The organism is Streptomyces sp. NTD91, from assembly GCF_059510455.1.
The window spans coordinates 16,474-40,983 of sequence record NZ_JCAJZW010000004.1 but is presented as its reverse complement, the minus strand read 5'-3'; the positions used below and the strand labels follow the sequence as shown (position 1 = coordinate 40,983).

Genomic DNA, 24,510 nt, shown 5'->3' with positions numbered 1-24,510 from the left:
CTCGGCTACTGCTTGCCGCACTGATCGACGACCTTCTGCTCATCCTCGGAGAGGCTCGGGCCGGGGTTCGGAGTGGCGGTCGCGGACGGGGACTTCGAAGGGTTCTTCGTAGCGGGTGCCGTCGTGGATGGGTGCGGTGTCGGTGACGCCTTGGACGTGAAGGCGCTACGGGTGGTTCCCGTGGTGCCTCCGGCCTGGCCCTGACCCGTCTTCGCGTTCTGCTGCGACTCGGCGGTCTGGCGCTCCGCCTGCTTCCGGCACGCGGAGGCCTGTACCGACAGGGCCTCGATCTTCGCCTGTGCCTGCTGCAGTCCACCCGCCGCGATCGTGTTCCTGACCTGCTTCTGCTGGTAGGGCGGCAGGTACTTGAGTTCGATCTCGGGGTGGTCCTTCTCCACCTTCGACAGCGACACCCACGCGAGGTCCTGGCTGATGCCGCGGTACAGCGCCACGTGCTCGCCCTTGGTGCCGACGTAGTACTGCGTCTGCGTCCACCGGTAGCCGCCGTAGAGGCCGCCGCCGATGACGGCGAGGGTGAGCACGCCGTAGAGGGATCTCTTCAGCCACCTGCGCTGACCGCGCGGCTTGGTGAAGTCGCCGTCGGCGTAGTCGCCGAAGCTGCCCGCGGGGATGTAGCCGGTGTCGCCGGAGCCGGGCGGCCCGAACTCGCCGCCGCCGTGGCCGGGCTGGCGGCGGCCCAGGTGGGAGGCGCGGCCGGCCGGGGTCTGCATGATGCCGTTGTCGTGCAGGTGGTGCTGGTTCTCGGCGACGGCGCCGACCACGACCGGCTGGTCGGACAGCTGTCCTGCGAGGGTGTCGCCGGTGTCCAGGTCGAGGACGTCGGCGACGATGACGGTGATGTTGTCGGGGCCGCCGCCGCGCAGCGCGAGCTGGATCAGCTCCTGCACCGTCTCCTGGGGGCCCTGGTAGCTGGCGAGGGTCTCCTCCAGTGTCTGGTGGGAGACGACGCCGGACAGGCCGTCGGAACAGATCAGATAGCGGTCGCCGGCCCGGACCTCGCGGATGGACAGGTCGGGCTCGACGTGGTCGCCGCTGCCGAGGGCGCGCATCAGCAGGGAGCGCTGCGGATGCGTGGTGGCTTCCTCCTCGGTGATGCGGCCCTCGTCGACGAGCCGCTGCACCCAGGTGTGGTCCTGGGTGATCTGGGTGAGGACGCCGTCGCGCAGCAGATAGGCGCGGGAGTCGCCGACGTGCACGAGCCCGAGCCGCTGCCCGGTCCACAGCAGTGCGGTGAGCGTGGTGCCCATGCCCTCGAGCTGGGGGTCCTCCTCGACCATGGAGCGCAGCTGGTCGTTGGCGCGCTGCACGGCGGTGCCGAGGGAGGTGAGGAGGTCGGAGCCGGGTACGTCGTCGTCGAGCGTGACCAGGGTGGAGATCACTTCGGAGGAGGCGACCTCGCCGGCCGCCTGGCCGCCCATGCCGTCGGCGATGGCGAGCAGCCGGGGACCGGCGTAGCCGGAGTCCTCATTGCCCTCGCGGATCATGCCCTTGTGCGATCCGGCGGCAAAGCGCAGTGACAGACTCATGCCCACCTCGCCCATCGGCTCCGAATGCAGCCGGTCGTGTCGAGCCACACTGCCCACCCTCCGGTCGGGAGCGCGCCGGAGACCGGGGTGTGGCCTGCCACTGCGTGCTCGCTCCGCTCGCGCTCACTCATGATGTAGCACTACTTCCGCAGCTCGATGACGGTCTTGCCGATGCGGATCGGCGCGCCCAGCGGGATCGGCGTGGGAGTCGTCAGCCGGGACCGGTCCAGGTAGGTGCCGTTGGTGGAACCGAGGTCCTCGACGATCCACTGACCGTCGCGGTCCGGGTAGATCCTGGCATGGCGGCTGGAGGCGTAGTCGTCGTCCAGCACGATCGTCGAGTCGTGCGCCCGGCCCAGCGTGATCGTCTGGCCCTGGAGCGCGACGGTCGTGCCGGTCAGTGTCCCCTCGGTCACGACCAGCTTCGCGGGGGCGTTGCGGCCGCGCCGGCCGCCGCTCTGCTGGCCCCGCTGCTGGCCCCGCTGCTGCGGGGGCGCGGCGGCCTGCTGCCGGGGCGCCTGCTGCTGGCGCCCGGCGTCCCTACGCGATCCGCGCTGGGTGACGCGCGTACCGAACAGGTCGCTTCGGATGACCTGCACGGCCACGATCACGAACAGCCACAGTACGGCCAGGAAACCCAGCCGCATGACCGTGAGGGTCAGCTCTGACATTGCCCCCGCTTCACCCTTCGGCTTGCCTATAGATAACGGTGGTGCTGCCCACGACGATCCGCGAGCCGTCGCGGAGCGTAGCGCGGGTGGTGTGCTGCCCGTCCACCACGATGCCGTTGGTGGAACCGAGATCCTGGATCGTCGAGGGCGTTCCGGTCCGGATCTCGCAGTGCCGACGGGACACGCCGGGGTCGTCGATCCGCACGTCGGCGTCGGTGCTGCGGCCCAGCACCAGCGTCGGGCGGGAGATCTGGTGGCGGGTGCCGTTGATCTCGATCCAGTAGCGGGTGCGCCCGCCGCTCACCGGGGCGGCCGCGGGCCGCTGCGTGGCGGGCTGGGGATAGCCGTAGCCGCCGGGCCGGGTGCCGGGCGGCGGCGCGGACGGCATCGGCGGCGCGCCGGCGGGCGGGTAGCCGTAGCCGCCCGGGGCGCCCTGCGCGGGGCGGCCGGCGGCCGGGGCCGCGGGGGCCTGCTGGCTGCTGGAGGGGGCCAGGGTGCGGCTGCGCACCCGGTACAGGCCGGTGTCCAGGTCGTCGGCCTTCTCCAGATTGACCTTGATCGGGCCCATGAAGGTGTAGCGCTGCTGCTTGGCGTAGTCACGCACCATGCCGGCCAGCTCGTCGCCCAGCTGCCCGGAGTAGGGGCTGAGGCGCTCGTGGTCCGGCGCGCTCAGCTCCACGACGAAGTCGTTGGGTACGACGGTCCGGTCGCGGTTCCAGATCGTGGCGTTGTTGTCGCACTCACGCTGGAGCGCGCCGGCGATCTCCACGGGCTGGACCTCGGACTTGAAGACCTTGGCGAAGGTGCCGTTCACCAGACCTTCGAGACGCTGCTCGAACTTCTTCAGGACTCCCATGGGGCACCTCCTCCGTCCCTGCCGTCTGCCTTGCCGTACCTGTACTGCTGTGTGCTACCGCGCTCTGCTCACCGATCGTATCCACGCGCCCGGCGATCAGCCGGTTCCTGCCATGGATCGTAGAGGCGGCCGCAGACCAGTGTCCCGCACCCCGCTGTGCGCCCGGACCGCCTCCTGGCCAGACGGCGGGTACCGGTACGAGGTTGATACGTGAACCGGGTCTCGTCGAAACGTATGGGGCGGGTGGGGCGGGTAGGAGAGGTCGGTTGGAGCGAAGTGGCCGGGGCGCGGGCCCGCCCGGCTCGCAATCCGGGGGCCCTCCTGGCACGCGGGAGCGGGTCCCGGCCCGGTTCGCGCCGGTGGGAAGGGGTGTGAATCCCCCCCGTACGGCGTGCTAATGTTCTGGGTGTCGGAAGGGGGCAGCCCGAAGGGGCCGGAACCGGAAGACACACCCAATGCGCGGGTGGCGGAATAGGCAGACGCGCTGGATTCAGGTTCCAGTGCCCGCAAGGGCGTGGGGGTTCAACTCCCCCCTCGCGCACAGAGACACGGGCCCGTGTCGTGACGGAAGTCATGGCAGGGGCCCGTTTCGTGTTGCGGTCACGCTGTGAGACATCGCACAGCCCGGGGGAGCGAAGGCGTGGCCGACGGCCCGCTCCGCCGGTGAGCTATCTCACGGAAGACAACGGCCGTAGGACCCTCTCAGGCCGCCTCCGGCTGGCACCGAGGACACCACACCGTGCCGCGACCCGCCATGCGGGAACGGCGCAGGCGCGTGCCGCAGCGGGGGCAGACCGGATCGGGATCGTCACGGCGGCCGGTGAGCCACGCGTCCCGCGGCGGGACACATCCCGCGTCGACCGCGGAACGCAGCGTGCGGCGCATCCGCGTGTACAGGCGCCGGCGTTCGGTCTCCGAGAGACCGCCCGCCCGTCTGCCGGGGTGCAACCCGGCGCGCCACAGGATCTCGTCGGCGAGCAGATTGCCGAGACCGGCCAGGACGGACTGGTCGGTCAGCGTGGTCTTGATGTGCCCACGGCGTCCGGAGAGCGCGGCCTCGAAGCAGGCGCGGTCCACCGCCAGCGCGTCGGGCCCCTGACGCTCCAGCAGCCGGGCCACACCGGAATCGTCCTCGGCCAGCCACAGACCCTGGAGCTTGCGCTGGTCGCGGTAGCGGAGCCCGCGGCCGCCGCCCAGGTCGAACAGGACGCGGTCATGGGGCTCCACGGGGTCCTCGGGACGGGCGCAGACCAGCAGGCCGGTCATGCCGAAGTGCAGCAGGAGAGTGGGACCGCCGGTGCGGGCGAGCAGCCACTTCCCGTGCCGCTCCGGCTCGGTGAACCGCCGTCCCACCAGCGCGTCGCCCAGCCGCCACGCGCTCACCCCGTGCAGGACGCCCGCGTCGCGCACCTCCACCCGGCGGACGACCCTGCCCCGCGCACACGACACCAGCACCCTGCGAAAACCTTCGACGTCCGGAAGCTCAGGCATTGGGGGCGGTCCCTACGGCGGCGGGCGGAGCCCGGTGAACGGCGGCGGAGGCTGTTGGAGTCGAGAAACGGGTGTCGGAAGGGGAGGGGAGCGGCGGAGCCGGAGCCGGCCGGCTGCTGCCGACAGGCTTCCCCGTGCCGCCCACCGCCTGCCCGTACCTCCACCGGACGGCCTACGCCGAGCGCCGCGGACGCCGACCCCGTACCGGCCCTCCTCCGGCATCGCCGGTGCGCGCCCTGTGAGGAAGTTCTCTCCCGGCCACGCGCAGCGCGCCGCAGGCCTGACGTGTTTCCGTCACCCGCTGTACGGTCTGCACGAGTTGATGTTCGTGTCGGTTCGCAGCCGACGGGTGTTCGGGGGAGGCGGTCGCAGTGACCGGAACCGGTGGGGAAGCGCCGGCGGAAGCGGTGGACCGGCAGACGCGCCGGCTGCCGCGGGTACGCGGGTTCGCCCGGTGGCCGCGGCAGGACTCCCCCAAGGAGGAGGGCAAGGCGCTGCGGTCGAGCGTGCCGCGCAGCGCGCACCGCACGCTCGACCTCGACGCCGCCCGCCCCGACGCCGTGAGCGCGGTCACCGCGTCCAACGCCGGCCGTATCGAGGAGCTGACCCCCATCCGCGTCGGACGGATGGCAGCGACTCCCTTCGCCTTCCTGCGCGGCGCCGCCGGACTCATGGCGTACGACCTTGCCCGCACCCCGACGACCAGGATCCGCACCCAGATATGCGGAGACGCGCACGCGGCCAACTTCGGCCTGTACGGCGACGCCCGCGGTGACCTCGTCATCGACCTGAACGACTTCGACGAGACCGTGCACGGCCCCTGGGAGTGGGATCTCAAGCGGCTCGCCGCCTCCCTGGTGCTCGCGGGGCGGGAGGCCGGCGCGGACGAGGAGACGTGCCGAGCCGCCGCAAGGGACGCGGTCGGCGCCTACCGCCGCACCATGCGCCTGCTGGCCAAGCTGCCGGTGCTCGACGCGTGGAACGCCATCGCGGACGAGGAACTGGTCTCCCACACCGACGCCCACGATCTGCTCGGCACCCTCCAACGGGTCTCGGAGAAAGCCCGGTCCAACACCAGCGGCCGGTTCGCGGCGAAGTCGACGCAGCCGCACGAGGACGGCGGACGGCGCTTCATCGACGCGTCGCCGGTGCTGCGCCGCATCCCGGACGCCGAGGCCGCGGCGGTCGCCGCATCCCTGGAGGAGTATCTGACGACCCTGCCGGAGGACCGGCACCCGCTGCTCGCCCGGCACACCGTGCACGACGTGGCCTTCCGGGTGGTCGGCACCGGCAGCGTCGGCACCCGCTCCTACGTCGTACTCCTCCTCGACCACCGCGAGCAGCCGCTGGTCCTCCAGGTCAAGGAGGCCCGCCCCTCCGCGCTCGTCCCGCACCTGGCCACGGCCGGTTTCGAGACTCCGCCGGTGCAGCACGAGGGCCGCCGGGTCGTCCTCGGCCAGAAGCGGATGCAGGTGGTCAGCGACATCCTGCTCGGCTGGACGACCGTCTCGGGCCGCCCCTTCCAGGTACGTCAGTTCCGCAACCGCAAGGGCAGCGTCGACCCCGCCGCCCTGCCGGCCGACCAGATCGACGACTACGCCCGCATGACCGGTGCCCTGCTCGCCCGCGCCCACTCCCACAGCGCCGACCCTCGCCTCATCACCGGTTACTGCGGCAAGAACGAGGAACTGGACGAGGCGACAGCCGCCTTCGCCGTCGCCTACGCCGACCGCACCGAGGCCGACCACGCCGAGCTGGTGGCCGCAATCAGGGCGGGGCGGATCGCGGCCGAGCCGGGGGTGTGACGCGGGGCGGCTCCGACGCGGGCACGGGGCGGAACCGACACGCCGCTCTGTCGCCCATCGGTGTGCGGCTTCCCCGCCTGGGCACCGGCGACCCTGCCGGACGCGCACCCGGCAGACGACCGACGGCCCTCCGGCGTCCCGCCCCGCCCGGACCACCTACCCTGTTCGCGTGACGACCCCGGATGCCGAACAGTCCCCGCGCCCCGAGGAGCGGCTCGAGCAGGCCGTACGAGCCGCCGAGCAGGCGTTGATCGAGTACGAGATCGCCGTGGAGACGTTCCGCGTCGAGGTCGAGAACTTCTCCCGGCTGCACGAACAGCGGCTCGGCCCGCTCTACGCCCGCATCGAGGCGTTGGACGCCGAGATCGCCGAGGCGAAGGCCGCCCGCACCGGTGACCCGGAGGACATCCGGCGCGCCGAGGAGGCCCGCGCGCAGGTCCTGCCGATCCCCGGCGTGGAGGAGCTGCTGCACGGCTGGATGGACGGAGACGGCCTGTTCCCGGAGGCCGCCGCCATGCTCACCGACCAGGCCGTACGGCCCCCGGAGCGGGTACGGCCCAGCGAGGAGGCCCGCAAGCTCTACCGGGAGCTGGCCCGCAAGGCCCACCCCGACCTCGTACAGGAGGAAGAGGAACGGCAGCGGCGTGAGGAGTTCCTCACCCGGGTCAACGCCGCCTACGCCCGTGGCGACGAGACCCTGCTGAAGGAGCTGGCCGAGGAGTGGGCGGCCGGTCCGGTGCCGCCGGAGCGGCGACCGAGTCCCGCCGAGGAGCTGTACGCCCGCCTCGAGTGGCTCACCCAGCGCAAGGAACTGCTCACTCTCGTCGCCCGCGAACTGGAGGAGGGCGCCATCGCCGGCATGCTCCGGCTCGCCCCGGACGACCCCGACGGACTGCTCGAGGAGATCGCCGGCAAGCTGCGCGCCGACATCGCCCGGCGGGAGGCCGAACTGGCAGCCCTGCTGGGACAGGGATGAGCCACGGCTCGGTGCGGCCGGGACCGGGGACCTTCCGGTAGCGTCGGGGACATGAACTTCGGAGCTGGTGTGCCCACGGTCGAGGTCACGGACCTCAAGGACGGCGACTTCCTGCTGGACGTCCGCGAGGACGACGAGTGGCAGGCCGGTCACGCCGAGGGAGCGCTGCACATCCCCCTCAGCGACTTCGTGGCCCGCTACGGCGAGCTGACCGAGGCCGCCCCGCAGGACGGCCGTGTACACGTCATCTGCCGCTCGGGCGGCCGCTCGGCACAGGTCACCATGTACCTGGTCCAGCAGGGCATCGACGCGGTGAACGTCGACGGCGGCATGCAGGTCTGGGAGGCCAAGGGCCGCCCGGTGATCACGGACGACGGCCGGCCGGGCTTCGTCCAGTAGGCCGCTTCCGGCGGCCGGGCCGCCCGGTCAGCCCAGGGGATGCACGGCCAGCAGGTCCCCGAGCCTCTCCTCGTACGCCGCCGCCGGGCCGAGCGCCAGCTCCAGGTGCTTGGCCCAGGCGTGGTAGCGGTGCAGCGAGTAGTCGGTGTCGGCGCCGAACCCGCCATGCAGATGCTGCGCCGTCTGTACGACCCGCCGCACCCCCTCCGCCGCCCAGATCTTCGCCACCGCGACCTCCCCGGCGGCCGGCATGCCCCCGGCGATCCGCCAGGCCGCCTGCCAGAGGGTGGCCTCCATGGCGCGCAGATCGATGTACCGGTCCGCGGCCTGCACCGCCACCGCCTGGAAGGTCGCGATCGGATACCCGAACTGCTCCCGCTTGCCGGTGTACCCGGCGGTCATCCGCAGCACCCGGTCGCCCAGCCCGAGCGACAGCGCGCAGACGCCGGTGACGAGCAGCGCGTGCAGCCACTCCCAGGCGCCGTCGGCCCCGATGACATCGCCGACGTCGATCCGCACCGACTCCAGCCGCACCTCGGCCAGCCGCTCCCCGCTGGTGGACACCTGCTCGGCGAGGACCACACCCTCCCGCTCACGCGGCACCAGCGCGATCACGGTCCGGCCGGCGGCCGGGCCCTCGAGGTGTGCCGGTACGACGACCAGGTCCGCGTCGTACGCCCACGGCACCGCCGTCTGCACCCCGTCCAGCACCCAGTCCGCACCGTCCCGCCGTGCACGGACGGCCAGTTCCGCCGGATCGTGGCCACTGCGGCCGTTCGACGCGACGGTCAGCACCAGCTCACCCCGTCCGGCCCGCGGCAGCACACGCCGCGCCAACTCCGGTCCGCCGTAGGCTTGTACGGCCGCTTCCGCCGCGCTGTGCTCCAGCAGCGGCACCCGGGCGAGCACCTCGGCGGACTCCCGCAGCACCAGGCACAGCGAGATCACGTCCAGGCCGGAACCGCCGTGCGTCTCGTCGAGCAGCAGACTCAGCAGGTCCGCCTCGGCCAGCCGGGACCACAACTCCCGGTCGAAGCCCTCGGCGACGGCACCAGTGGTGAGCGCCGGGCTGGGTACCGCGTCCGGCACCACCCCGGCGAACACCCCCCGCGCCGCCTCGGCCGCCGCCCGTTGCTCCTCGGTGAAGGTGAAGTCCACGGCCTGTCCCTCCGGCGGATGCGGTGATCTGACGGAGCGTCAAGATAGGGGAGGTCGTGGGAGAAGGGAATGGGGGAATCCCGGTGTTTTCGGTGTTCCGGGGGCCCTCCCCCCGCCCCCCTCCCTCTCCACCCCCACCGAGTTGGCTCCCGCCAAGCCCGGCCCACACCGCCATCAGCCTTGGCCCAACACCGGCCTCAGCGAACGCCGCCCTCAGCGGTCGAAGTCCAGCTCCACCTGTTCCGTCAGTGGATGCGCCTGGCAGGCCAGGACATATCCGGCTTCCGTCTCCTCCGTCTCCAGGGCGAAGTTGCGGTCCATGCGGACCTCGCCGGAGACCAGGAACGCGCGGCACGTCCCGCAGACACCGCCCTTGCACGCGTAGGGGGCGTCGGGGCGGTTGCGCAGGACAGTCTCCAGCAGAGTCTCGCCGTCGCGCACGGGCCACGTTCCGCCGCGTCCGTCGAGGCGGGCGGTGACCGTGCTGTGCGCGGGGGCCTGCGCGCTGAGGGGCGGGGGCGAGCCCGCGTCCACATGGAAGATCTCCTGGTGGATGCGGGAGCCGTCCACGCCCAGCTCGCGCAGCGCCTGCTCGGCGCCTCGCACCAGCCCGTACGGCCCGCACAGGAACCAGCCCGCGACCTCACCGACCGGCAGCAGCGCGGGCAGCAGCCCGGTGAGCCGCTCGCGGTCCAGCCTTCCGGACGGCAGGCCCGCCTGCTGCTCCTCGCGGGAGAGCACCGTCACCAACTGGAGCCGCTCGGGCCAGCGGTCCTTCAGGTCGGCGACCTCCTCCAGGAACATCGTCGAGGCGGTCGTGCGATCGCTGCGTATCAGACAGAACCGGGCCGCCGGCTCACGTGCCAGCAGCGTGGAGACGATGGACAGCACCGGGGTGATGCCGCTGCCGCCGACCACCGCCGCGTACAGTCCCGGCGCCGGCTCCAGCGTGAAACGGCCGGCCGGGGTCATCACCTCCAGGACGTCGCCGACGTCGATCTCCTTCAGCGCGTAGGCCGAGAAGGCGCCGCCCTCCACCAGCCGCACGCCCACCCGCAGGGTGCCGGGGCCGGGGCCGGCCGGGTCGGGCGCGGGGGAGCAGATCGAGTAGGTGCGTCGTATCTCGCTGCCGTCGACCCGGCGGCGCAGCGCCAGGTGCTGGCCGGGTGCGTGCCGGTACTCCTCGCGCAGCTCGGGCGGGACGGTGAGGGTGAGGGCGACGGAGTCGTCGGTGATCCGGTCGACCGCGGCCACCGGGAGCGGGTGGAAGCGCGCCATCACAACTCCTTGAAGTGGTCGAACGGTTCCCGGCAGGCGAGGCAGCGGCGCAGGGCCTTGCACGCGGTGGAGGAGAACCTGCTCAGCAGCTCGGTGTCGGCGGAGCCGCAGTGCGGGCAGCGGACGGGCTCGGGGGGTGTGCCGCCGGTGGCCACGTGCCCGGCGGCTGCTTTCTCGGCGCGGGTCGGGCCGAGCGTCAGCGGAACCGGTCCGGAGGCGGTGCGCACCCGTGGGGGAGCTATGCCGAACTCCAGGAGTTTGCGCCGTCCTTCTGGGCTGATGTCGTCGGTCGTCCAGGCGGGGCTGAGTATCGTGCGGACCGTGACCTCGCGCATGCCGTGGGCGCGCAGCACCCGCTCGATGTCCACGCTCATCGCCTCGATGGCGGGGCAGCCGGTGTAGGTGGGGGTCAGGTCCACCTCGACCGTGTCGGGGCCGTTGAGGTGCACCGCGCGCACCACGCCCAGCTCGTGGAGCGTGAGCACCGGCAGTTCGGGGTCGGGCACCGAGCCGGCCAGCTCGAGCAGCTCCGTCTCCAGTGCGGTGGTGGTCACCATGTCGCCCCCGGGTGGCTGCGGTGCAGATGCTGCATCTCGGCGAGCATCCGCCCGAACGGCTCGGTGTGCATGCCCTGCCGGCCGGCACCGGCCGACCAGGCGCCGGTGCGCGGTCCATCGGGGAGCGGGAGCGTGGCACGGCCGAGGACGTCCTGGACGGACTCCTGCCAGCGTGCGTCCAGGGCCGTCCAGTCGGCGTCGAGGCCCTCCACGGGCTGGAACATCTCGCCGGTGAACCTCCACAGCGCCCCGCAGGCACGGCGCATCCGCTCGTGGCTGGTCTCGGTGCCGTCGCCGAGGCGGAGCGTCCACTGCTCGGCGTGGTCGCGGTGGTAGGCGACCTCCTTCACCGCTTTCGCGGCGAGTGATGCGAAGAGTCCGTCTCCTGCGGCCAGCTCGGCGTAGAGCAGCTGCTGGTAGGTGGAGAAATAGAGCTGGCGGGTGATCGTGTGGGCGAAGTCGCCGTTCGGCTGCTCGACCAGTTGGAGGTTGCGAAAGGACCGCTCCTCGCGCAGGTAGGCCAGTTCGTCCTCGTCGCCGGCCATGGACAGCAGGACCCGGGCCTGGCCGAGCAGGTCGAGGGCGATGTTGGCGAGGGCGACCTCCTCCTCCAGGACGGGAGCGTTTCCGGCCCACTCCCCCAGCCGGTGGGAGAGCACCAGGGCGTCGTCGCCGAGGGCGAGCGCGGCGGTCACCGGGACGGTGGCGGGGCCGGTCACAGGTGCTTCACCCCTTCGGGGATCTCGTAGAAGGTCGGGTGCCGGTAGGGCTTGTCGGCGGCCGGTTCGAAGAACGGGTCCTTCTCGTCCGGTGAGGACGCGGTGATCGCGGCGGCCGGTACGACCCAGATCGACACCCCCTCGCCGCGGCGGGTGTACAGGTCGCGGGCGTTGCGCAGGGCCAGCTCGGCGTCCGGGGCGTGCAGGCTGCCGGCGTGGGTGTGGGAGAGGCCGCGCCGGGAGCGCACGAAGACCTCCCACAGGGGCCAGTCGGTGGTGCTCATGCTCGCTCCGCTCCTGTCACGTGTCGTGTCTCGCCGGCCGTCTTCTCGTCACGGCTGTCGGCGGTGCCGCCGGTGTGTTTGGCCGCGTAGGCGGCGGCCGCTTCCCGTACCCACGCTCCCTCGTCGTGGGCGCGCCTGCGCTGGGTGATCCGCTGTTCGTTGCACGGGCCGTTGCCCTTGAGGACCTCCCAGAACTCCGTCCAGTCGATCGGGCCGAAGTCGTAGTGCCCGCGGTCCTCGTTCCACTCGATGTCCGGGTCGGGGAGGGTGAGGCCCAAGGACTCGGCCTGGGGGACGCAGATGTCGACGAAGCGCTGGCGCAGTTCGTCGTTGGAGTGGCGCTTGATCTTCCATTCCATCGACTGCGCCGAGTGCTGGGACTCGTCGTCGGGCGGGCCGAACATCATCAGGGAGGGCCACCACCAGCGGTTCACGGCGTCCTGGGCCATCGTGTGCTGCTCGGGCGTTCCCTTGCTGAGAGCCAGCAGCAGTTCGTAGCCCTGGCGCTGGTGGAAGGACTCCTCCTTGCAGATCCGCACCATCGCTCGCGCGTACGGCCCGTAGGAGCAGCGGCACAGCGGCACCTGGTTGGTGATTGCGGCGCCGTCCACCAGCCAGCCGATCGCGCCGACGTCGGCCCAGGTCAGTGTCGGGTAGTTGAAGATCGAGGAGTACTTCTGGCGGCCGCTGTGCAGCTTGTCGAGCAGCTCCTCGCGGCTGGTGCCGAGGGTCTCGGCCGCGCTGTACAGGTAGAGGCCGTGGCCGGCCTCGTCCTGCACCTTGGCCATCAGGATCGCCTTGCGGCGCAGGGAGGGCGCGCGGGTGATCCAGTTGGCTTCCGGCTGCATGCCGATGATCTCGGAGTGCGCGTGCTGGGCGATCTGCCGGACCAGGGTGGCGCGGTAGGCGTCGGGCATCCAGTCGCGTGGTTCGATGCGCTCGTCGGCGGCCACCGCCGTGTCGAAGGCGTGCTGGAAGCCCGCCGTGTCGACGGTGTCCGGTGCGCCGTCCGCCTCCGTGCGGGCCGTGCGCTGCGCGGCTGCTGTGGCCATGCGGTCCCCCTGACCTCGGGTTCTGCGGTGACATCCGTCCCGACCGATCGTTCGGTCTGTGCGCATCAATGGTGTGCCGGGCCGCCGTGGGGTGTCAACCGCTGTGGAAAACTCGGGCGCCCGGCCTGTGGACAACCCCCGTGAGGGCAGGTGGGGCCCGGTGCGGGGCATATCACGTGGCGAGGACCACCGCTGTGGCCCGCACCCGGGGCTGCGCGGGGTGGCCGGGGCTGAGTACCGTTCCGTGCTGACGCCGAGCAGTGGCGTACGGGACAGGTGGGGCGTTCGTGGCGGGCGCCGGATCACTGAGCGGACCACCGAGCCGAACGACGAGCCGAATGACGAGCGGAACGGGGGACGGGGCGGAATGGACGCGTACGACGAGGACCCGGGGGGCCGGCCGGACCCCGGCGGGCCGGCCGGGGCGCGTCTCCCGGAGAGCTCCCCGGACGGTGTGGACTCCTCGCCCCGCGGGGACTCCACCGGTGCGGATTCTTCGGACGCCGCGGACCCGGTGGCCGGCACGGATCCCGTGGCCGGTGCGGATTCCTCGGCGGTGCCCGGTGACACAGGCGGTCAGGACTCCGGGGCGGGTGAGGGCGCCCCTGGCATGGGCGGCGGTGCGGCCGGTGCGGAGCCTGCCGGGCCGCCTTACCCGGCAGGGCCCCGCGAGCCGGGCGTGCCTGCTCAGCGGGGCGTGCCCGCCCAGCCGTTCACCGCGGCCGGGGCCGGCGCTGCCACGCCGCCTCCCGCCCCCCGCGGCGGCGTGGCCGCCCTCTCCCTCCGCTACCAGGTCGTCGCGGCGCTGGCGCTCGCGGTGGTCGGGGTCGCCGCCTGTGTGCATCTGCTGATGGTGTTCCTCAGTCTCGCCCCCGCCAATACGGTGACCAAGCAGCACGGCAAGGCGGTCGAGGAGTGGGTGTTCCCGGAGTTCGAGCAGAACTGGAAGCTTTTCGCGCCGAACCCGCTGCAGCAGAACATCGCCGTCCAGGTGCGCGCCGTCGTGCGGACGAAGGGCGGCGGGCTGCACACCATCGGCTGGACCGACCTCTCCGCCCAGGACGGCGCCGCGATCGACGGCAACCCGGTGCCGAGCCACACTCAGCAGAACGAGTTGCGCCGTGCCTGGGACTTCTTCACCGCCACGCACGGTGCGGACAACCGTCCTGTGGGCATGCGTGGCTCGCTTTCCGAGCAGTACCTGCGCCGGCTCGTGGTGATGCGCCTGTACCGGACGTATCCCGCCGACCGCGACGGCGTCGTCCAGCGGGTGCAGATCCGCTCCAGCACCACCAATGTGCAACCGCCCGAGTGGAGCGGTGAGCGCGTGCCCGACAAGCCCGTCTACCGTGTGCTGCCCTGGTGGACCGTGACGGCCGACGAGGCAGCGGGAGGTGTGCGGTGAACAGGCTCGCCCTGACCCTCTCGCGCGCGATCGCCAAAGTCACCGAGTCGGCTCTCGGTCCGTACCAGAGCGCCGTGATACGCATCGGCTTCGCCGGGACCTGGCTGCTGTTCCTGCTGCGTGAGTTCTCCCACCGCCAGGAGCTGTACGGCCCCGCCAGCCCCTGGGGCTGGAACCTCGCCGAGGAGCTGACCGCCGACAACCACGCCTTCACGGCCCTGATGTGGTCGGACGGACAGCTGTGGTTCGAGTGCTGCTATCTGCTGGCGATCGCCGCCAGCGTGGCCCTGCTGCTCGGCTGGCGCACCCGGACGGCGTCCGTGCTGTTCATGGTGGGCGTGCTGTCGCTGCAGAACCGCAGCGTCTTCATGGGCGACGGCGGCGACAACGTCCTGCACCTGATGTCCTTCTACCTCGTGTTCACGCGCTGCGGGCAGGTATGGTCCCTGGACGCGCGGCGGGCGGCGCGCGCGGATGCGGCACGCGCGCGTGGCGAGCGGGTACCCGCCGACCGGGTCGGCCCCGCCCTGTGGGCGGTGTTCGGGCCTACGCTGCTCGTCGCGACGTTGACCGGCCGGTTCGACAACGGCTGGCTGATCCCCGCGCTGCTGTGGACGGCCTGGGCGGTGCAGGGCCTGTGGTGGGCCGTCGGCCGCTGGGCCAGGTCGCAGCAGCCGCGGATCCTGCTGGACGTCGTCGCCAACGTCGTGCACAACGGCGGCCTGCTCGTGATCATGGCGGAGGCCTGCCTGATCTACGCGACGGCCGGCTGGTACAAGATCCAGGGCTCGCGCTGGCAGGACGGCACCGCCGTCTACTACCCGCTCCACCTGGACTACTTCTCGCCCTGGCCCGGACTCGCAGACCTGATGTCCTCCAGCGGCACGATCATGATGGCCGTTGCCTACGGCACCGTCATGGTGCAGGTCGCGTTCCCGTTCACCCTGTTCAACCGGCGGGTCAAGAACGTCCTGCTGGTGCTGATGATGACCGAGCACGCGGTGATCGCGGTCGTGCTCGGCCTGCCGTTCTTCTCACTGGCGATGATCAGCGCGGACGCGGTCTTCCTGCCGACGTCGTTCCTGCGCCGGCTGAGCACGCCGGCCGCACGCGCCTGGGGACGGCTCGTCCGGTACGGCGACCGCAGGGTTCCCGCGCCGCGCTCTCCCGAAGACGGCCCTGAAACCGCCTCCGGGCACGGTGCCCAGGACCACGTAGGGTTCACCGCATGACCGACCCGCTGACCCGCTGGCGCGAGCTTGCCGGAGGCGCGGTGCTGCTCGACGGCTTCCACGCCCTCAAGCACGCGCTGCGTTTCGGCGCAGACGTCCCGGTGGCGGTCACCACGGACCGGCGGGCCGCGCTCGGCCTCGCCGAGGACCTGGCCGGAGACGTACGCGACGCGCTCGACGCGCTGCTCACCGAGGTGCCCGCGAAGACGTACGCCTCCCTCGTCCCGCGGCCGCATCCCACCGGGGTGGCCGCGCTCGCCCTACGGCCGTCGCGCGACGCCGATCTGCGCAGGCTCGCCCACATGCCCCGCACCGCGCCCGTCGTGGTCCTGGACAACCCGCGCAACCTGGGCAACACCGGTGCCGTGATCCGGCTGGCCGCCGGTTTCGGGGCGACCGGCGTGGTCACCACGGGCACGCTCGACCCCTGGCACCCCACAGTGGTGCGCGGCGGCGCCGGCCTGCACTTCGCGACCGCCGTCGAGCGGCTGGACGTCGACGAGCTGCCCCCGGGGCCGGTGTTCGCACTGGACTCCGAGGGCGACGACATCCGGGGCGTGCGGCTCCCGGACGACGCCGTCCTCGTCTTCGGCTCCGAGCGCAGCGGGCTGTCGGCGGAACTACGCGCGCGTGCCGGCCGTCTGCTGTCCCTGCCGATGCGCCCCCAGGTCTCCAGCTACAACCTGGCCACGAGCGTGGCGATGACGCTGTACCACTGGAGTGCCGGGGGCGCGCTCACGCCTTCCTAGGCCTCTCGGCGGACCTCCACCACCCGGAATCGGTTCGCGACGAACGCGCCGTCGCACAGCGCGGCGTTGGCCGCCGGGTTCCCTCCCGAACCGTGGAAGTCGGAGAACGCGGCGGTCTGGTTCACGTACACCCCGCCGGTCAGGTTGAGCGACAGCTGGGCCGCCTCCTCCAGGCAGACCTCCTCGACGGCCTGCTCCACCTCGTGGTCGGTGGTGTAGGCGCCGACCGTCATCGCGCCCTTCTCACGGACCGTGCGGCGCAGCAGCTCCACCGCGTCGCGCGCGGAGTCGACGGCGACGGCGAAGGAGACGGGGCCGAAGCACTCGCTCATGCAGGCGGCCTCGGCGTCCGGCTTGGCGCCGTCCAGCTTGACGATGACGGGCGTGCGGACCACCGCGTCGGGGAAGTCCGGGTTGGTGATCTCACGCGAGGCGAGGGCGACCTCGCCGAGGCCGGCGGCGGCCTCCAGGCGGGCCTTGACGTCCGGATTGACGATCGCGCCCAGCAGGGCGTTCGCGCGGGCGTCGTCGCCGAGCAGGCCGTCGACCGCGCGGGCGAGGTCGGCGGTGAGCTCGTCGAAGGTCTTGGGGCCCACGTCGGTGCGGATGCCGTCCCGGGGGATGAGCAGATTCTGCGGCGTGGTGCACATCTGGCCGCTGTAGAGGGACAGCGAGAACGCCAGGTTGGACAGCATCCCCTTGTAGTCGTCGGTGGAGTGCACGATCACCGTGTTGACGCCGGCCTTCTCGGTGTAGACCTGCGCCTGGCGGGCGTTGGCCTCCAGCCAGTCACCGAACGCGGTGGACCCGGTGTAGTCGATGATCTTGATTTCGGGGCGGGTGGCAAGAGTCTTGGCGACGCCCTCGCCGGGGCGTTCGGCGGCCAGCGCCACCAGGTTCGGGTCGAAGCCCGTCGCGGCGAGCACCTGGCGTGCGATCTGCACGGTGAGCGCGAGCGGCAGCACCGCGCGGGGGTGCGGCTTGACCAGGACCGCGTTGCCGGTGGCGAGGGAGGCGAACAGGCCCGGGTAGCCGTTCCAGGTCGGGAAGGTGTTGCAGCCGATGAGCAGGGCGATGCCGCGTGGAACCGGAGTGAACTGCTTGGTGAGGACCAGCGGGTCGCGCTTGCCCTGGGGCTTGGTCCACTCGGCCGTCTCGGGCGTGCGGATCTGCTCCGCGTACGCGTACGCCACCGCCTCCAGGCCGCGGTCCTGGGCGTGCGGGCCGCCCGCCTGGAACGCCATCATGAAGGCCTGGCCGGAGGTGTGCATGACCGCATGCGCGAACTGGTGGGTGCGGTCGCTGATGCGCCTGAGGATCTCCAGGCAGACCATGGCCCGGATCTCCGGGCCCGCCTCCCGCCAGGTGCGCTGCCCGGCCGTCATCGCGGGCAGCAGGACGTCGATGTCGGCGTGCGGGTAGCTCACACCCAGCTCGATGCCGTACGGGGACACTTCGCCGCCCACCCAGTCGTCGGTGCCGGGCTGGTCGGCGAGGTCGAGGCGGTTGCCCAGCAGAGCGTCGAAGGCGGCCTTGCCCGCCGCCGCATCCAGGCTGCCGCTCTCCCCGTAGGCCTTCGGGTGCTCGGGGTGCGGCGACCAGTACGCGCGTGTGCGGATCGCTTCCAGCGCCTGGTCGAGCGTGGGCCGGTGCTTGGCGACCAGCTCGTGGGCGGTCATTTCGGCGGCCATACGGGATCAACTCCTCGTCCGGAGAACTCTTCGTCGAGTCCATGACCTGGGCGGAAACCTGGCAGGAATCGGCAGGTGCGGCGCGAAGCGCCTCGTTCCGGGGTGGTGGCGGGTGACGGGCTGGACGGTCAGGGCTAGAGTAACCGAACGATCGGTCGGGACAAGGGGGCCTGCCGCATCTGTGGAAAACGTCGTGCGGGAGGATCGCGCACATGACAGCACTCGACCTCAGCAGCCCCGTGGCCGTCGTCGGCACCGGCACCATGGGCCAGGGCATCGCCCAGGTCGCGCTGGTCGCCGGCCACCCTGTGCGACTGTACGACTCCGTGGCCGGGCGGGCCCGGGGCGCGGCCGCAGCGATCGGCGCCCGTCTCGACCGGCTCGTGGACAAGGGCAGGCTCGCCGCCGACGACCGGGACAGGGCCCTCGCCCGTCTCACCCCCGCGGAGAGCCTCGCGGAGCTGGCTGACTGCGGACTGGCCGTCGAGGCCGTCCTGGAGCGGCTGGACGTCAAGCAGGAGCTCTTCGGCGAGCTGGAGAAGATCGTCGCCGAGGACTGCCTGCTCGCCACCAACACCTCCTCACTGTCGGTGACGGCCATCGGCGGCGCCCTGCGTCATCCCGGCCGCTTCGTGGGCCTGCACTTCTTCAACCCGGCCCCGCTCATGCCGCTGGTCGAGGTCGTCTCCGGGTTCGCCACGGACGTCACCTCGGCCACGCGCGCATACGAGACCGCCCGCGCCTGGGGCAAGACCCCGGTGGCCTGCGCCGACACCCCGGGCTTCATCGTCAACCGGATCGCGCGGCCCTTCTACGCCGAGGCCTTCGCGGTCCACGAGGCCCAGGCCGCCGACCCGGCCACCATCGACGCGGTCCTGCGCGAGTCCGGCGGCTTCAAGATGGGCGCCTTCGAGCTGACCGACCTGATCGGCCAGGACGTCAACGAGTCCGTGACCCACTCCGTGTGGCAGTCCTTCTTCCAGGACGTGCGCTTCACCCCGTCCCTGGCCCAGCGCCGGCTGGTGGAGTCCGGCCGCCTCGGCCGCAAGACCGGGCACGGCTGGTACGACCACACCGAGGGCGCCGAGCGGCCCGAGCCGCACACCGCCGACCAGAAGCAGCCGCCCGCGTACGTCGTCGCCGAGGGCGGCCTCGGCCCGGCGGCGGAACTGCTCACGCTGATCCGCGAGGCGGGCATCGGGGTCCGCGAGGAGGACGAGGACAACGGCACCCGGCTGGTGCTGCCGAGCGGCGGCCAGCTGGTCCTCGCCGACGGCCGGACCTCCGTGGAGTTCCGCGACGTCGTCTACTTCGACCTCGCCCTGGACTACCGCACCGCCACCCGCGTCGCCCTGTCCGCCTCCCAGGACACCTCGCCGCAGACCCTCGCCGAGGCCACCGGCCTCTTCCAGGCCCTCGGCAAGGCCGTCAGCGTCATCGGCGACGTCCCCGGTATGATCGTCGCGCGCACCGTCGCGCGGATCATCGACCTCGCCCACGACGCCGTCGCCAAGGGTGTCGCCACCGAGGAGGACATCGACACGGCCATGCGCCTCGGGGTGAACTACCCGCTCGGCCCGTTCGAGTGGGACCGCAGGCTCGGCCGCGAGTTCGCCTACGACGTCCTGGACGAGATGCACGAGCGCGACCCCTCCGGACGCTACGCGCCCTCCCTCGCGCTCTACCGCCACGCGTACGCCATCGACGACAAGCGGGAGGGCACGTCATGACCACGGCCAAGCGCGACACCTACACGCCCGAGACGCTGCTCTCCGTCGCCGTCCAGGTCTTCAACGAACGGGGTTACGACGGCACCTCCATGGAGCACCTGTCCAAGGCGGCCGGCATCTCCAAGTCGTCGATCTACCACCACGTCAGCGGCAAGGAGGAGCTGCTGCGCCGGGCCGTCAGCCGGGCCCTGGACGGTCTGTTCACGATCCTGGAGGAGGAGCACGCGCGCGTGGGGCGGCCCGTCGACCGCCTCGAGCACGTCGTACGGCGCATGGTCGAGGTGCTCATACGCGAGCTGCCGTACGTGACGCTGCTGCTGCGGGTGCGCGGCAACACCGCCACCGAGCGGTGGGCGCTGGAGCGGCGGCGCGACTTCGACCACCGGGTCGCGGAGCTGCTGAAGGCCGCGGCGGCCGACGGGGACGTACGCGGCGATGTGGAGGTCCGCCTCGCCACCCGACTGGTCTTCGGGATGATCAACTCGATCGTGGAGTGGTACCGGCCCGACCCGCGTGGCACCGGTGAACGGGAGGTCGCCGACGCGGTCGTACGGCTGGTGTTCGCGGGCCTCAAGCAGAGCTGACACCTGGCCGCCCCCCAACTCACGCCTCCGGCTCCACGTCCTCCTCCTCGAACACCAGCAGCGTGCGGGTGCTCAGCACCTCGGGGATGGCCTGGAGCCGGGTGAGCACCAGCTCGCGCAGCGCCCTGTTGTCGGGCGTGTGCACCAGCAGCAGCACGTCGAAGTCGCCGCCGACGAGCGCGATGTGGGAGGCGCCGGGCAGCTGTCTGAGCTGCTCGCGGACCGTGCGCCAGGTGTTCTGGACGATCTTCAGCGTGACGTACGCCGAGGTGCCGTGCCCCGCCCGCTCGTGGTCGACGCGTGCGCCGAACCCCCGGATGACGCCGTCCTCGACCAGCCGGTTGATGCGCGCGTAGGCGTTGGCCCGCGAGACGTGGACCCGTTCGGCGACCGCCCGTATCGAGGCGCGGCCGTCCGCCTGCAGGATCTTCAGGATGTCCTGGTCGATCGCGTCCAGCGGGCGCGGCGGCGGCAGCGCGGCTCCGTTCTGCGGTCCGTCGGCCATTTGTTCAGCTGCCATTGCCCCCCGCTCCCTCGCCGTGGACGTCCTGCGTTCATTGCAGGCTGTGGAGAACCGTTTGTCCACAGCCTGAAGCCGCCTGTAGCCAAAATGTGCCGACGACCGAACAATCGGTTGGTGAGGCGCCTCAGAGCCGAGGCGCCTCCGTAGCCGCTCCCACGAGGAGGTGCCGTCATGACGGTTCTGGAGCAGCGGGGCGCGTACCGGCCGTCGCCGCCGCCCGCCTGGCAGCCCCGTATGGACCCCGCGCCGCTGCTGCCCGACGCCGAGCCCTACCGCGTCCTCGGCACCGAGGCGGTCGCCAAGGCCGACCCGGACCTGCTGCGCCGGCTCTACGCCCAGCTGGTGCGTGGCCGCCGCTACAACACGCAGGCCACCGCGCTCACCAAGCAGGGCCGCCTCGCCGTCTACCCCTCCAGCACCGGCCAGGAGGCCTGCGAGGTCGCCGCCGCCCTGGCCCTCGAAGAGTGCGACTGGCTCTTTCCCAGCTACCGCGACACCCTCGCCGTCGTCGCCCGCGGTGTGGACCCCGTCGACGCCCTCACCCTGCTGCGCGGCGACTGGCACAGCGGCTACGACCCCTACGAACACCGCGTGGCTCCCCTGTCCACACCGCTGGCCACCCAACTGCCGCACGCCGTCGGCCTCGCGCACGCCGCCCGCCTCAAGGGCGACGACGTCGTCGCGCTCGCCATGGTCGGTGACGGCGGCACCAGCGAGGGCGACTTCCACGAGGCGCTGAACTTCGCCGCCGTCTGGCAGGCCCCGGTCGTCTTCCTCGTGCAGAACAACGGCTTCGCCATCTCCGTCCCGCTCGCCAAGCAGACCGCCGCCCCTTCCCTGGCCCACAAGGCCGTCGGGTACGGCATGCCGGGCCGGCTGGTCGACGGAAACGACGCCGCGGCCGTGTACGAGGTCCTCAGCGACGCAGTACGGCGCGCGCGGGCGGGCGGCGGACCGACCCTGGTCGAGGCGGTGACCTACCGGATCGACGCCCACACCAACGCCGACGACGCCAACCGCTACCGCGGCGACGCCGAGGTCGAGGCCTGGCGCGCCCACGACCCGATCGAGCTGCTGGAGGCGGAGCTGACCGAGCGCGGACTGCTGGACGAGGCCGGTGTCGATTCCGCCCGTCAGGACGCCGAGGCGATGGCCGCGTCCCTGCGCGAGCGTATGAACCGCGATCCGGAGCTGGACCCGATGGCCCTTTTCGACCATGTCTACGCCGAGACCACCGCCCAGCTGCGCGAACAGCGTGCCCTGCTCAAGGCCGAGCTGGAAGCCGAGCAGGAGCAGCACGGCGAGCAGGAAGGCGGCGCCCGATGACCACCGTCGCCGTCAAGCCCGCCACCATGGCGCAGGCCCTCACGCGCGCGCTGCGCGACGCGATGGCCGCCGACCCCACCGTGCACGTCATGGGCGAGGACGTCGGCACCCTCGGCGGTGTCTTCCGAATCACCGACGGCCTCGCCAAGGAGTTCGGCGAGGACCGCTGCACCGACACCCCGCTCGCCGAGGCCGGCATCCTCGGCACCGCCGTCGGCATGGCCATGTACGGCCTGCGGCCGGTGGTGGAGATGCAGTTCGACGCGTTCGCCTATCCGGCGTTCGAGCAGCTCATCAGCCATGTCTCCCGGATGCGCAACCGCACGCGCGGCAGGATGCCCCTGCCGATCACCGTGCGCGTCCCCTACGGCGGCGGCATCGGCGGCGTCGAGCACCACAGCGACTCCTCCGAGGCCTACTACATGGCCACCCCGGGCCTGCACGTGGTCACTCCCGCGACGGTCGCCGACGCCTACGGACTGCTGCGGCAGGCCATCGCCTCCGACGACCCGGTCGTCTTCCTGGAGCCCAAGCGCCTGTACTGGTCCAAGGACTCCTGGAACCCCGAGCACCCCACGGACGTGGAACCCATCGGACGGGCGGTCGTCCGCCGCCCGGGCCGCAGCGCCACGCTGATCACCTACGGCCCCTCCCTGCCGGTCTGTCTGGAGGCCGCCGACGCCGCCCAGGCCGAGGGCTGGGACCTGGAAGTCATCGACCTGCGCTCGCTCGTGCCGTTCGACGACGAGACGGTCTGCGCGGCCGTACGGCGCACCGGCCGCGCGGTCGTCGTCCACGAGGCCACCGGGTTCGGCGGCCCGGGCGGCGAGATCGCGGCCCGGATCACCGAGCGCTGCTTCCACCACCTTGAGGCACCCGTGCTGCGCGTGGCCGGCTTCGACATCCCGTACCCGCCGCCCATGCTGGAGCGGCACCACCTGCCCGGCGTCGACCGCATCCTGGACGCCGTGGCCCGGCTGCAGTGGGAGGCCGAGAGCTGATGGCACAGGTGCTGGAGTTCAAGCTCCCCGACCTCGGCGAGGGGCTCACCGAGGCGGAGATCGTCCGCTGGCTGGTCCGAGTCGGCGACGTCGTCGCCGTCGACCAGCCCGTCGTCGAGGTCGAGACGGCCAAGGCGATGGTCGAGGTGCCCTGCCCGTACGGCGGCGTGGTCACCGCCCTCCTCGGCGAGGAGGGCACGGAACTGCCGGTCGGCGCACCGCTGCTGACCGTGGCCGTGGGACCGCAGGCCCCGGCGGGCGACGGCGAGGGATCGGGCAACGTCCTGGTCGGATACGGCACCGCGCAGGCGCCGGCCCGGCGCCGCAGGGTGCGCCCGGCGCCGACGGGTCCGGGCGCCGCGAACGGCAGCACCCGTAAGGGCCGTACCGTGAGCACGCCCGACGGGACGCACCCGGACGGACGGCACAGCCGGGCCGCCGTCGCAAGGGCGGACCGAGCGGACGCCGCAGCGACCGGTGCGACGCCCGACGGGACCGAACACGTGCTCCACGCCGAGGGCCCGGTGCCCGTGATCTCCCCCCTGGTCCGCCGGCTCGCCCGCGAGGGTGGCGTGGACCTGCGGGAGCTGGCCGGTTCGGGCCCCGACGGGCTGATCCTGCGCGCGGACGTCGAGGAAGTCCTGCGAGCCAAGGCCGCCGCGGCACCCGTGGCGCAGGAACCGGCCTGCGCGGCCATCGCCCCGCCGGCACCCGCGGCCGCTCCGGGCGCGCGCGCCGCAGGCACCCGTGTCCCGCTCAAGGGCGTCCGCGGTGCCGTCGCCGACAAACTCTCCCGCAGCCGCCGGGAGATCCCGGACGCCACCTGCTGGGTCGACGCCGACGCGACCGAACTCATGCGCGCGCGTGCCGCCATGAACGCGGCAGGAGGGCCGAAGATCTCCCTCCTCGCGCTGCTCGCCCGCATCTGCACGGCCGCCCTCGCCCGGTTCCCCGAGCTGAACTCCTTCGTCGACACCGAGGCCCGCGAGGTCGTCCAGCTGGACCACGTGCACCTCGGGTTCGCCGCGCAGACCGACCGCGGGCTCGTCGTGCCGGTCGTCCGGGACGCCCACGCGCGCGACGCCGAGGCGCTGACCGCCGAGTTCGCCCGGCTCACCGAGGCCGCCCGAGCCGGGACGCTGACACCAGGGGAACTCACCGGCGGAACCTTCACGCTGAACAACTACGGCGTCTTCGGAGTCGACGGCTCCACCCCGATCATCAACCACCCCGAGGCGGCCATGCTCGGCGTGGGCCGGATCGTCCCCAAACCGTGGGTGCACGAAGGCGAGCTGGCCGTGCGTCAGGTCGTGCAGCTCTCGCTCACCTTCGACCACCGGGTGTGCGACGGCGGTACGGCCGGCGGCTTCCTGCGGTACGTGGCGGACTGCGTGGAACAGCCGGCGGTGCTCCTGCGCACGCTGTGACACCGGAGGGCCCCGCGAGGAAGACCCCGCGGGAGATACAAGCGGTGTC

General features: G+C 72.2%; 23 protein-coding genes and 1 tRNA gene. 12 read left to right on the top strand and 12 right to left on the bottom strand.

Going from position 1 to position 24,510, the window contains the following annotated elements; translation table 11 throughout:
- Positions 1-5: 5 nt before the first annotated feature.
- The 3 genes from AC5WRT_RS06165 to AC5WRT_RS06155 all read right to left on the bottom strand — a co-directional run bounded on the left by AC5WRT_RS06165 (position 6) and on the right by AC5WRT_RS06155 (position 3,074).
- Positions 6-1,547 (bottom strand): Stp1/IreP family PP2C-type Ser/Thr phosphatase, encoded by a 1,542-nt coding sequence (locus AC5WRT_RS06165; protein WP_496092222.1) that lies wholly within the window; start codon positions 1,545-1,547, stop codon positions 6-8.
- A 140-nt stretch (positions 1,548-1,687) separates the two neighbouring features.
- Positions 1,688-2,218 carry an FHA domain-containing protein FhaB/FipA gene (locus tag AC5WRT_RS06160; protein WP_496092223.1) on the bottom strand — a complete coding sequence of 177 codons (531 nt, stop codon included), beginning with the start codon at positions 2,216-2,218 and terminating at the stop codon, positions 1,688-1,690.
- A 10-nt stretch (positions 2,219-2,228) separates the two neighbouring features.
- Positions 2,229-3,074, bottom strand: coding sequence for an FHA domain-containing protein (locus AC5WRT_RS06155; RefSeq protein WP_496092224.1), 846 nt, complete (start codon positions 3,072-3,074; stop codon positions 2,229-2,231).
- A gap of 457 nt (positions 3,075-3,531) precedes the next feature.
- Between AC5WRT_RS06155 and AC5WRT_RS06150 the strand changes: the two genes are divergently transcribed.
- Positions 3,532-3,615: transfer RNA gene (locus AC5WRT_RS06150), tRNA-Leu, on the top strand.
- A gap of 161 nt (positions 3,616-3,776) precedes the next feature.
- On the opposite strand, the gene AC5WRT_RS06145 is transcribed toward AC5WRT_RS06150, so the two are convergent.
- Positions 3,777-4,565, bottom strand: a complete 789-nt coding sequence (locus AC5WRT_RS06145; protein WP_496092225.1) for an Fpg/Nei family DNA glycosylase — start codon at positions 4,563-4,565, stop codon at positions 3,777-3,779.
- Positions 4,566-4,936: 371 nt separating this feature from the next.
- Here AC5WRT_RS06145 and AC5WRT_RS06140 point away from each other — a divergent pair, with 371 nt between their 5' ends.
- The 3 genes from AC5WRT_RS06140 to AC5WRT_RS06130 all read left to right on the top strand — a co-directional run bounded on the left by AC5WRT_RS06140 (position 4,937) and on the right by AC5WRT_RS06130 (position 7,745).
- Entirely contained in the window at positions 4,937-6,370 is a 1,434-nt protein-coding gene (locus AC5WRT_RS06140) for a DUF2252 domain-containing protein (protein WP_496092226.1), read from the top strand.
- A gap of 169 nt (positions 6,371-6,539) precedes the next feature.
- Positions 6,540-7,346, top strand: coding sequence for a hypothetical protein (locus AC5WRT_RS06135; RefSeq protein WP_496092227.1), 807 nt, complete (start codon positions 6,540-6,542; stop codon positions 7,344-7,346).
- Positions 7,347-7,415: 69 nt separating this feature from the next.
- Positions 7,416-7,745, top strand: a complete 330-nt coding sequence (locus tag AC5WRT_RS06130; RefSeq protein ID WP_496092331.1) for a rhodanese-like domain-containing protein — start codon at positions 7,416-7,418, stop codon at positions 7,743-7,745.
- A 27-nt stretch (positions 7,746-7,772) separates the two neighbouring features.
- Here AC5WRT_RS06130 and AC5WRT_RS06125 read toward each other — a convergent pair whose 3' ends face one another.
- The 6 genes from AC5WRT_RS06125 to paaA all read right to left on the bottom strand — a co-directional run bounded on the left by AC5WRT_RS06125 (position 7,773) and on the right by paaA (position 12,793).
- The gene (locus AC5WRT_RS06125) at positions 7,773-8,903 is read right to left on the bottom strand and encodes an acyl-CoA dehydrogenase family protein (RefSeq protein ID WP_496092228.1); all 1,131 of its coding nucleotides are present in this window, start codon (positions 8,901-8,903) and stop codon (positions 7,773-7,775) included.
- 213 nt (positions 8,904-9,116) lie between these two features.
- Entirely contained in the window at positions 9,117-10,181 is a 1,065-nt protein-coding gene (locus tag AC5WRT_RS06120) for a 2Fe-2S iron-sulfur cluster-binding protein (protein ID WP_496092229.1), read from the bottom strand.
- Positions 10,181-10,738: a 1,2-phenylacetyl-CoA epoxidase subunit PaaD gene (gene paaD / locus AC5WRT_RS06115; protein WP_496092230.1), complete on the bottom strand. Its 558-nt coding sequence runs from the start codon at positions 10,736-10,738 to the stop codon at positions 10,181-10,183. The genes AC5WRT_RS06120 and paaD overlap by 1 nt, the downstream gene beginning before the upstream one ends.
- Complete coding sequence (gene paaC, locus AC5WRT_RS06110; RefSeq protein WP_496092231.1) at positions 10,732-11,457, bottom strand: 1,2-phenylacetyl-CoA epoxidase subunit PaaC; 726 nt, start codon at positions 11,455-11,457, stop codon at positions 10,732-10,734. Before paaC ends, paaD begins: the two co-directional genes overlap by 7 nt.
- The gene (paaB, locus tag AC5WRT_RS06105; protein WP_014673816.1) at positions 11,454-11,741 is read right to left on the bottom strand and encodes a 1,2-phenylacetyl-CoA epoxidase subunit PaaB; all 288 of its coding nucleotides are present in this window, start codon (positions 11,739-11,741) and stop codon (positions 11,454-11,456) included. Before paaB ends, paaC begins: the two co-directional genes overlap by 4 nt.
- A complete protein-coding gene (gene paaA, locus AC5WRT_RS06100; RefSeq protein WP_496092232.1) occupies positions 11,738-12,793 on the bottom strand; it encodes a 1,2-phenylacetyl-CoA epoxidase subunit PaaA in 1,056 nt (351 codons plus the stop codon). The genes paaB and paaA overlap by 4 nt, the downstream gene beginning before the upstream one ends.
- A 367-nt stretch (positions 12,794-13,160) precedes the next feature.
- On the opposite strand from paaA, the gene AC5WRT_RS06095 reads away from it, so the two are divergent.
- From AC5WRT_RS06095 to AC5WRT_RS06085, 3 genes are read left to right on the top strand one after another with little or no spacing between them, the layout of a single operon-like run.
- A complete protein-coding gene (locus AC5WRT_RS06095; RefSeq protein ID WP_496092233.1) occupies positions 13,161-14,198 on the top strand; it encodes a DUF5819 family protein in 1,038 nt (345 codons plus the stop codon).
- Positions 14,195-15,430: an HTTM domain-containing protein gene (locus AC5WRT_RS06090; protein ID WP_496092234.1), complete on the top strand. Its 1,236-nt coding sequence runs from the start codon at positions 14,195-14,197 to the stop codon at positions 15,428-15,430. The genes AC5WRT_RS06095 and AC5WRT_RS06090 overlap by 4 nt, the downstream gene beginning before the upstream one ends.
- Positions 15,427-16,179, top strand: a complete 753-nt coding sequence (locus AC5WRT_RS06085) for a TrmH family RNA methyltransferase (RefSeq protein ID WP_496092235.1) — start codon at positions 15,427-15,429, stop codon at positions 16,177-16,179. The genes AC5WRT_RS06090 and AC5WRT_RS06085 overlap by 4 nt, the downstream gene beginning before the upstream one ends.
- On the opposite strand, the gene paaN is transcribed toward AC5WRT_RS06085, so the two are convergent.
- The gene (gene paaN, locus AC5WRT_RS06080; protein ID WP_496092236.1) at positions 16,176-17,870 is read right to left on the bottom strand and encodes a phenylacetic acid degradation protein PaaN; all 1,695 of its coding nucleotides are present in this window, start codon (positions 17,868-17,870) and stop codon (positions 16,176-16,178) included. The two genes, AC5WRT_RS06085 and paaN, sit on opposite strands and share 4 nt — an antisense overlap.
- Positions 17,871-18,082: 212 nt before the next feature.
- On the opposite strand from paaN, the gene AC5WRT_RS06075 reads away from it, so the two are divergent.
- Together AC5WRT_RS06075 and AC5WRT_RS06070 are read left to right on the top strand one after the other, a co-directional pair.
- Complete coding sequence (locus tag AC5WRT_RS06075; RefSeq protein ID WP_496092237.1) at positions 18,083-19,600, top strand: 3-hydroxyacyl-CoA dehydrogenase; 1,518 nt, start codon at positions 18,083-18,085, stop codon at positions 19,598-19,600.
- Positions 19,597-20,184, top strand: a complete 588-nt coding sequence (locus AC5WRT_RS06070) for a TetR/AcrR family transcriptional regulator (protein WP_496092238.1) — start codon at positions 19,597-19,599, stop codon at positions 20,182-20,184. The genes AC5WRT_RS06075 and AC5WRT_RS06070 overlap by 4 nt, the downstream gene beginning before the upstream one ends.
- A 19-nt stretch (positions 20,185-20,203) precedes the next feature.
- Here AC5WRT_RS06070 and AC5WRT_RS06065 read toward each other — a convergent pair whose 3' ends face one another.
- Positions 20,204-20,689, bottom strand: a complete 486-nt coding sequence (locus AC5WRT_RS06065) for an Lrp/AsnC family transcriptional regulator (RefSeq protein WP_496092332.1) — start codon at positions 20,687-20,689, stop codon at positions 20,204-20,206.
- Positions 20,690-20,878: 189 nt separating this feature from the next.
- On the opposite strand from AC5WRT_RS06065, the gene pdhA reads away from it, so the two are divergent.
- Genes pdhA through AC5WRT_RS06050 form a run of 3 tightly spaced genes read left to right on the top strand, consistent with a single transcriptional unit; the run spans position 20,879 to position 24,461 of the window.
- Positions 20,879-22,033 (top strand): pyruvate dehydrogenase (acetyl-transferring) E1 component subunit alpha, encoded by a 1,155-nt coding sequence (gene pdhA / locus AC5WRT_RS06060; protein WP_496092239.1) that lies wholly within the window; start codon positions 20,879-20,881, stop codon positions 22,031-22,033.
- Positions 22,030-23,034 carry an alpha-ketoacid dehydrogenase subunit beta gene (locus tag AC5WRT_RS06055; protein WP_496092240.1) on the top strand — a complete coding sequence of 335 codons (1,005 nt, stop codon included), beginning with the start codon at positions 22,030-22,032 and terminating at the stop codon, positions 23,032-23,034. The genes pdhA and AC5WRT_RS06055 overlap by 4 nt, the downstream gene beginning before the upstream one ends.
- Positions 23,034-24,461 (top strand): dihydrolipoamide acetyltransferase family protein, encoded by a 1,428-nt coding sequence (locus AC5WRT_RS06050; RefSeq protein ID WP_496092241.1) that lies wholly within the window; start codon positions 23,034-23,036, stop codon positions 24,459-24,461. The genes AC5WRT_RS06055 and AC5WRT_RS06050 overlap by 1 nt, the downstream gene beginning before the upstream one ends.
- Positions 24,462-24,510: the final 49 nt, after the last annotated feature.

What these genes read in the sequence shown, in the direction of transcription:
- AC5WRT_RS06165 (WP_496092222.1), bottom strand. Translation starts at nt 1,547, where the DNA reads ATGAGTCTGTCACTGCGCTTTGCCGCCGGATCGCACAAGGGCATGATC.
- AC5WRT_RS06160 (WP_496092223.1), bottom strand. Translation starts at nt 2,218, where the DNA reads ATGTCAGAGCTGACCCTCACGGTCATGCGGCTGGGTTTCCTGGCCGTA.
- AC5WRT_RS06155 (WP_496092224.1), bottom strand. Translation starts at nt 3,074, where the DNA reads ATGGGAGTCCTGAAGAAGTTCGAGCAGCGTCTCGAAGGTCTGGTGAAC.
- AC5WRT_RS06145 (WP_496092225.1), bottom strand. Translation starts at nt 4,565, where the DNA reads ATGCCTGAGCTTCCGGACGTCGAAGGTTTTCGCAGGGTGCTGGTGTCG.
- AC5WRT_RS06120 (WP_496092229.1), bottom strand. Translation starts at nt 10,181, where the DNA reads ATGGCGCGCTTCCACCCGCTCCCGGTGGCCGCGGTCGACCGGATCACC.
- paaD (WP_496092230.1), bottom strand. Translation starts at nt 10,738, where the DNA reads ATGGTGACCACCACCGCACTGGAGACGGAGCTGCTCGAGCTGGCCGGC.
- paaB (WP_014673816.1), bottom strand. Translation starts at nt 11,741, where the DNA reads ATGAGCACCACCGACTGGCCCCTGTGGGAGGTCTTCGTGCGCTCCCGG.
- paaA (WP_496092232.1), bottom strand. Translation starts at nt 12,793, where the DNA reads ATGGCCACAGCAGCCGCGCAGCGCACGGCCCGCACGGAGGCGGACGGC.
- AC5WRT_RS06095 (WP_496092233.1), top strand. Translation starts at nt 13,161, where the DNA reads ATGGACGCGTACGACGAGGACCCGGGGGGCCGGCCGGACCCCGGCGGG.
- AC5WRT_RS06085 (WP_496092235.1), top strand. Translation starts at nt 15,427, where the DNA reads ATGACCGACCCGCTGACCCGCTGGCGCGAGCTTGCCGGAGGCGCGGTG.
- paaN (WP_496092236.1), bottom strand. Translation starts at nt 17,870, where the DNA reads ATGGCCGCCGAAATGACCGCCCACGAGCTGGTCGCCAAGCACCGGCCC.
- AC5WRT_RS06075 (WP_496092237.1), top strand. Translation starts at nt 18,083, where the DNA reads ATGACAGCACTCGACCTCAGCAGCCCCGTGGCCGTCGTCGGCACCGGC.
- AC5WRT_RS06070 (WP_496092238.1), top strand. Translation starts at nt 19,597, where the DNA reads ATGACCACGGCCAAGCGCGACACCTACACGCCCGAGACGCTGCTCTCC.
- AC5WRT_RS06065 (WP_496092332.1), bottom strand. Translation starts at nt 20,689, where the DNA reads ATGGCCGACGGACCGCAGAACGGAGCCGCGCTGCCGCCGCCGCGCCCG.
- pdhA (WP_496092239.1), top strand. Translation starts at nt 20,879, where the DNA reads ATGACGGTTCTGGAGCAGCGGGGCGCGTACCGGCCGTCGCCGCCGCCC.
- AC5WRT_RS06055 (WP_496092240.1), top strand. Translation starts at nt 22,030, where the DNA reads ATGACCACCGTCGCCGTCAAGCCCGCCACCATGGCGCAGGCCCTCACG.
- AC5WRT_RS06050 (WP_496092241.1), top strand. Translation starts at nt 23,034, where the DNA reads ATGGCACAGGTGCTGGAGTTCAAGCTCCCCGACCTCGGCGAGGGGCTC.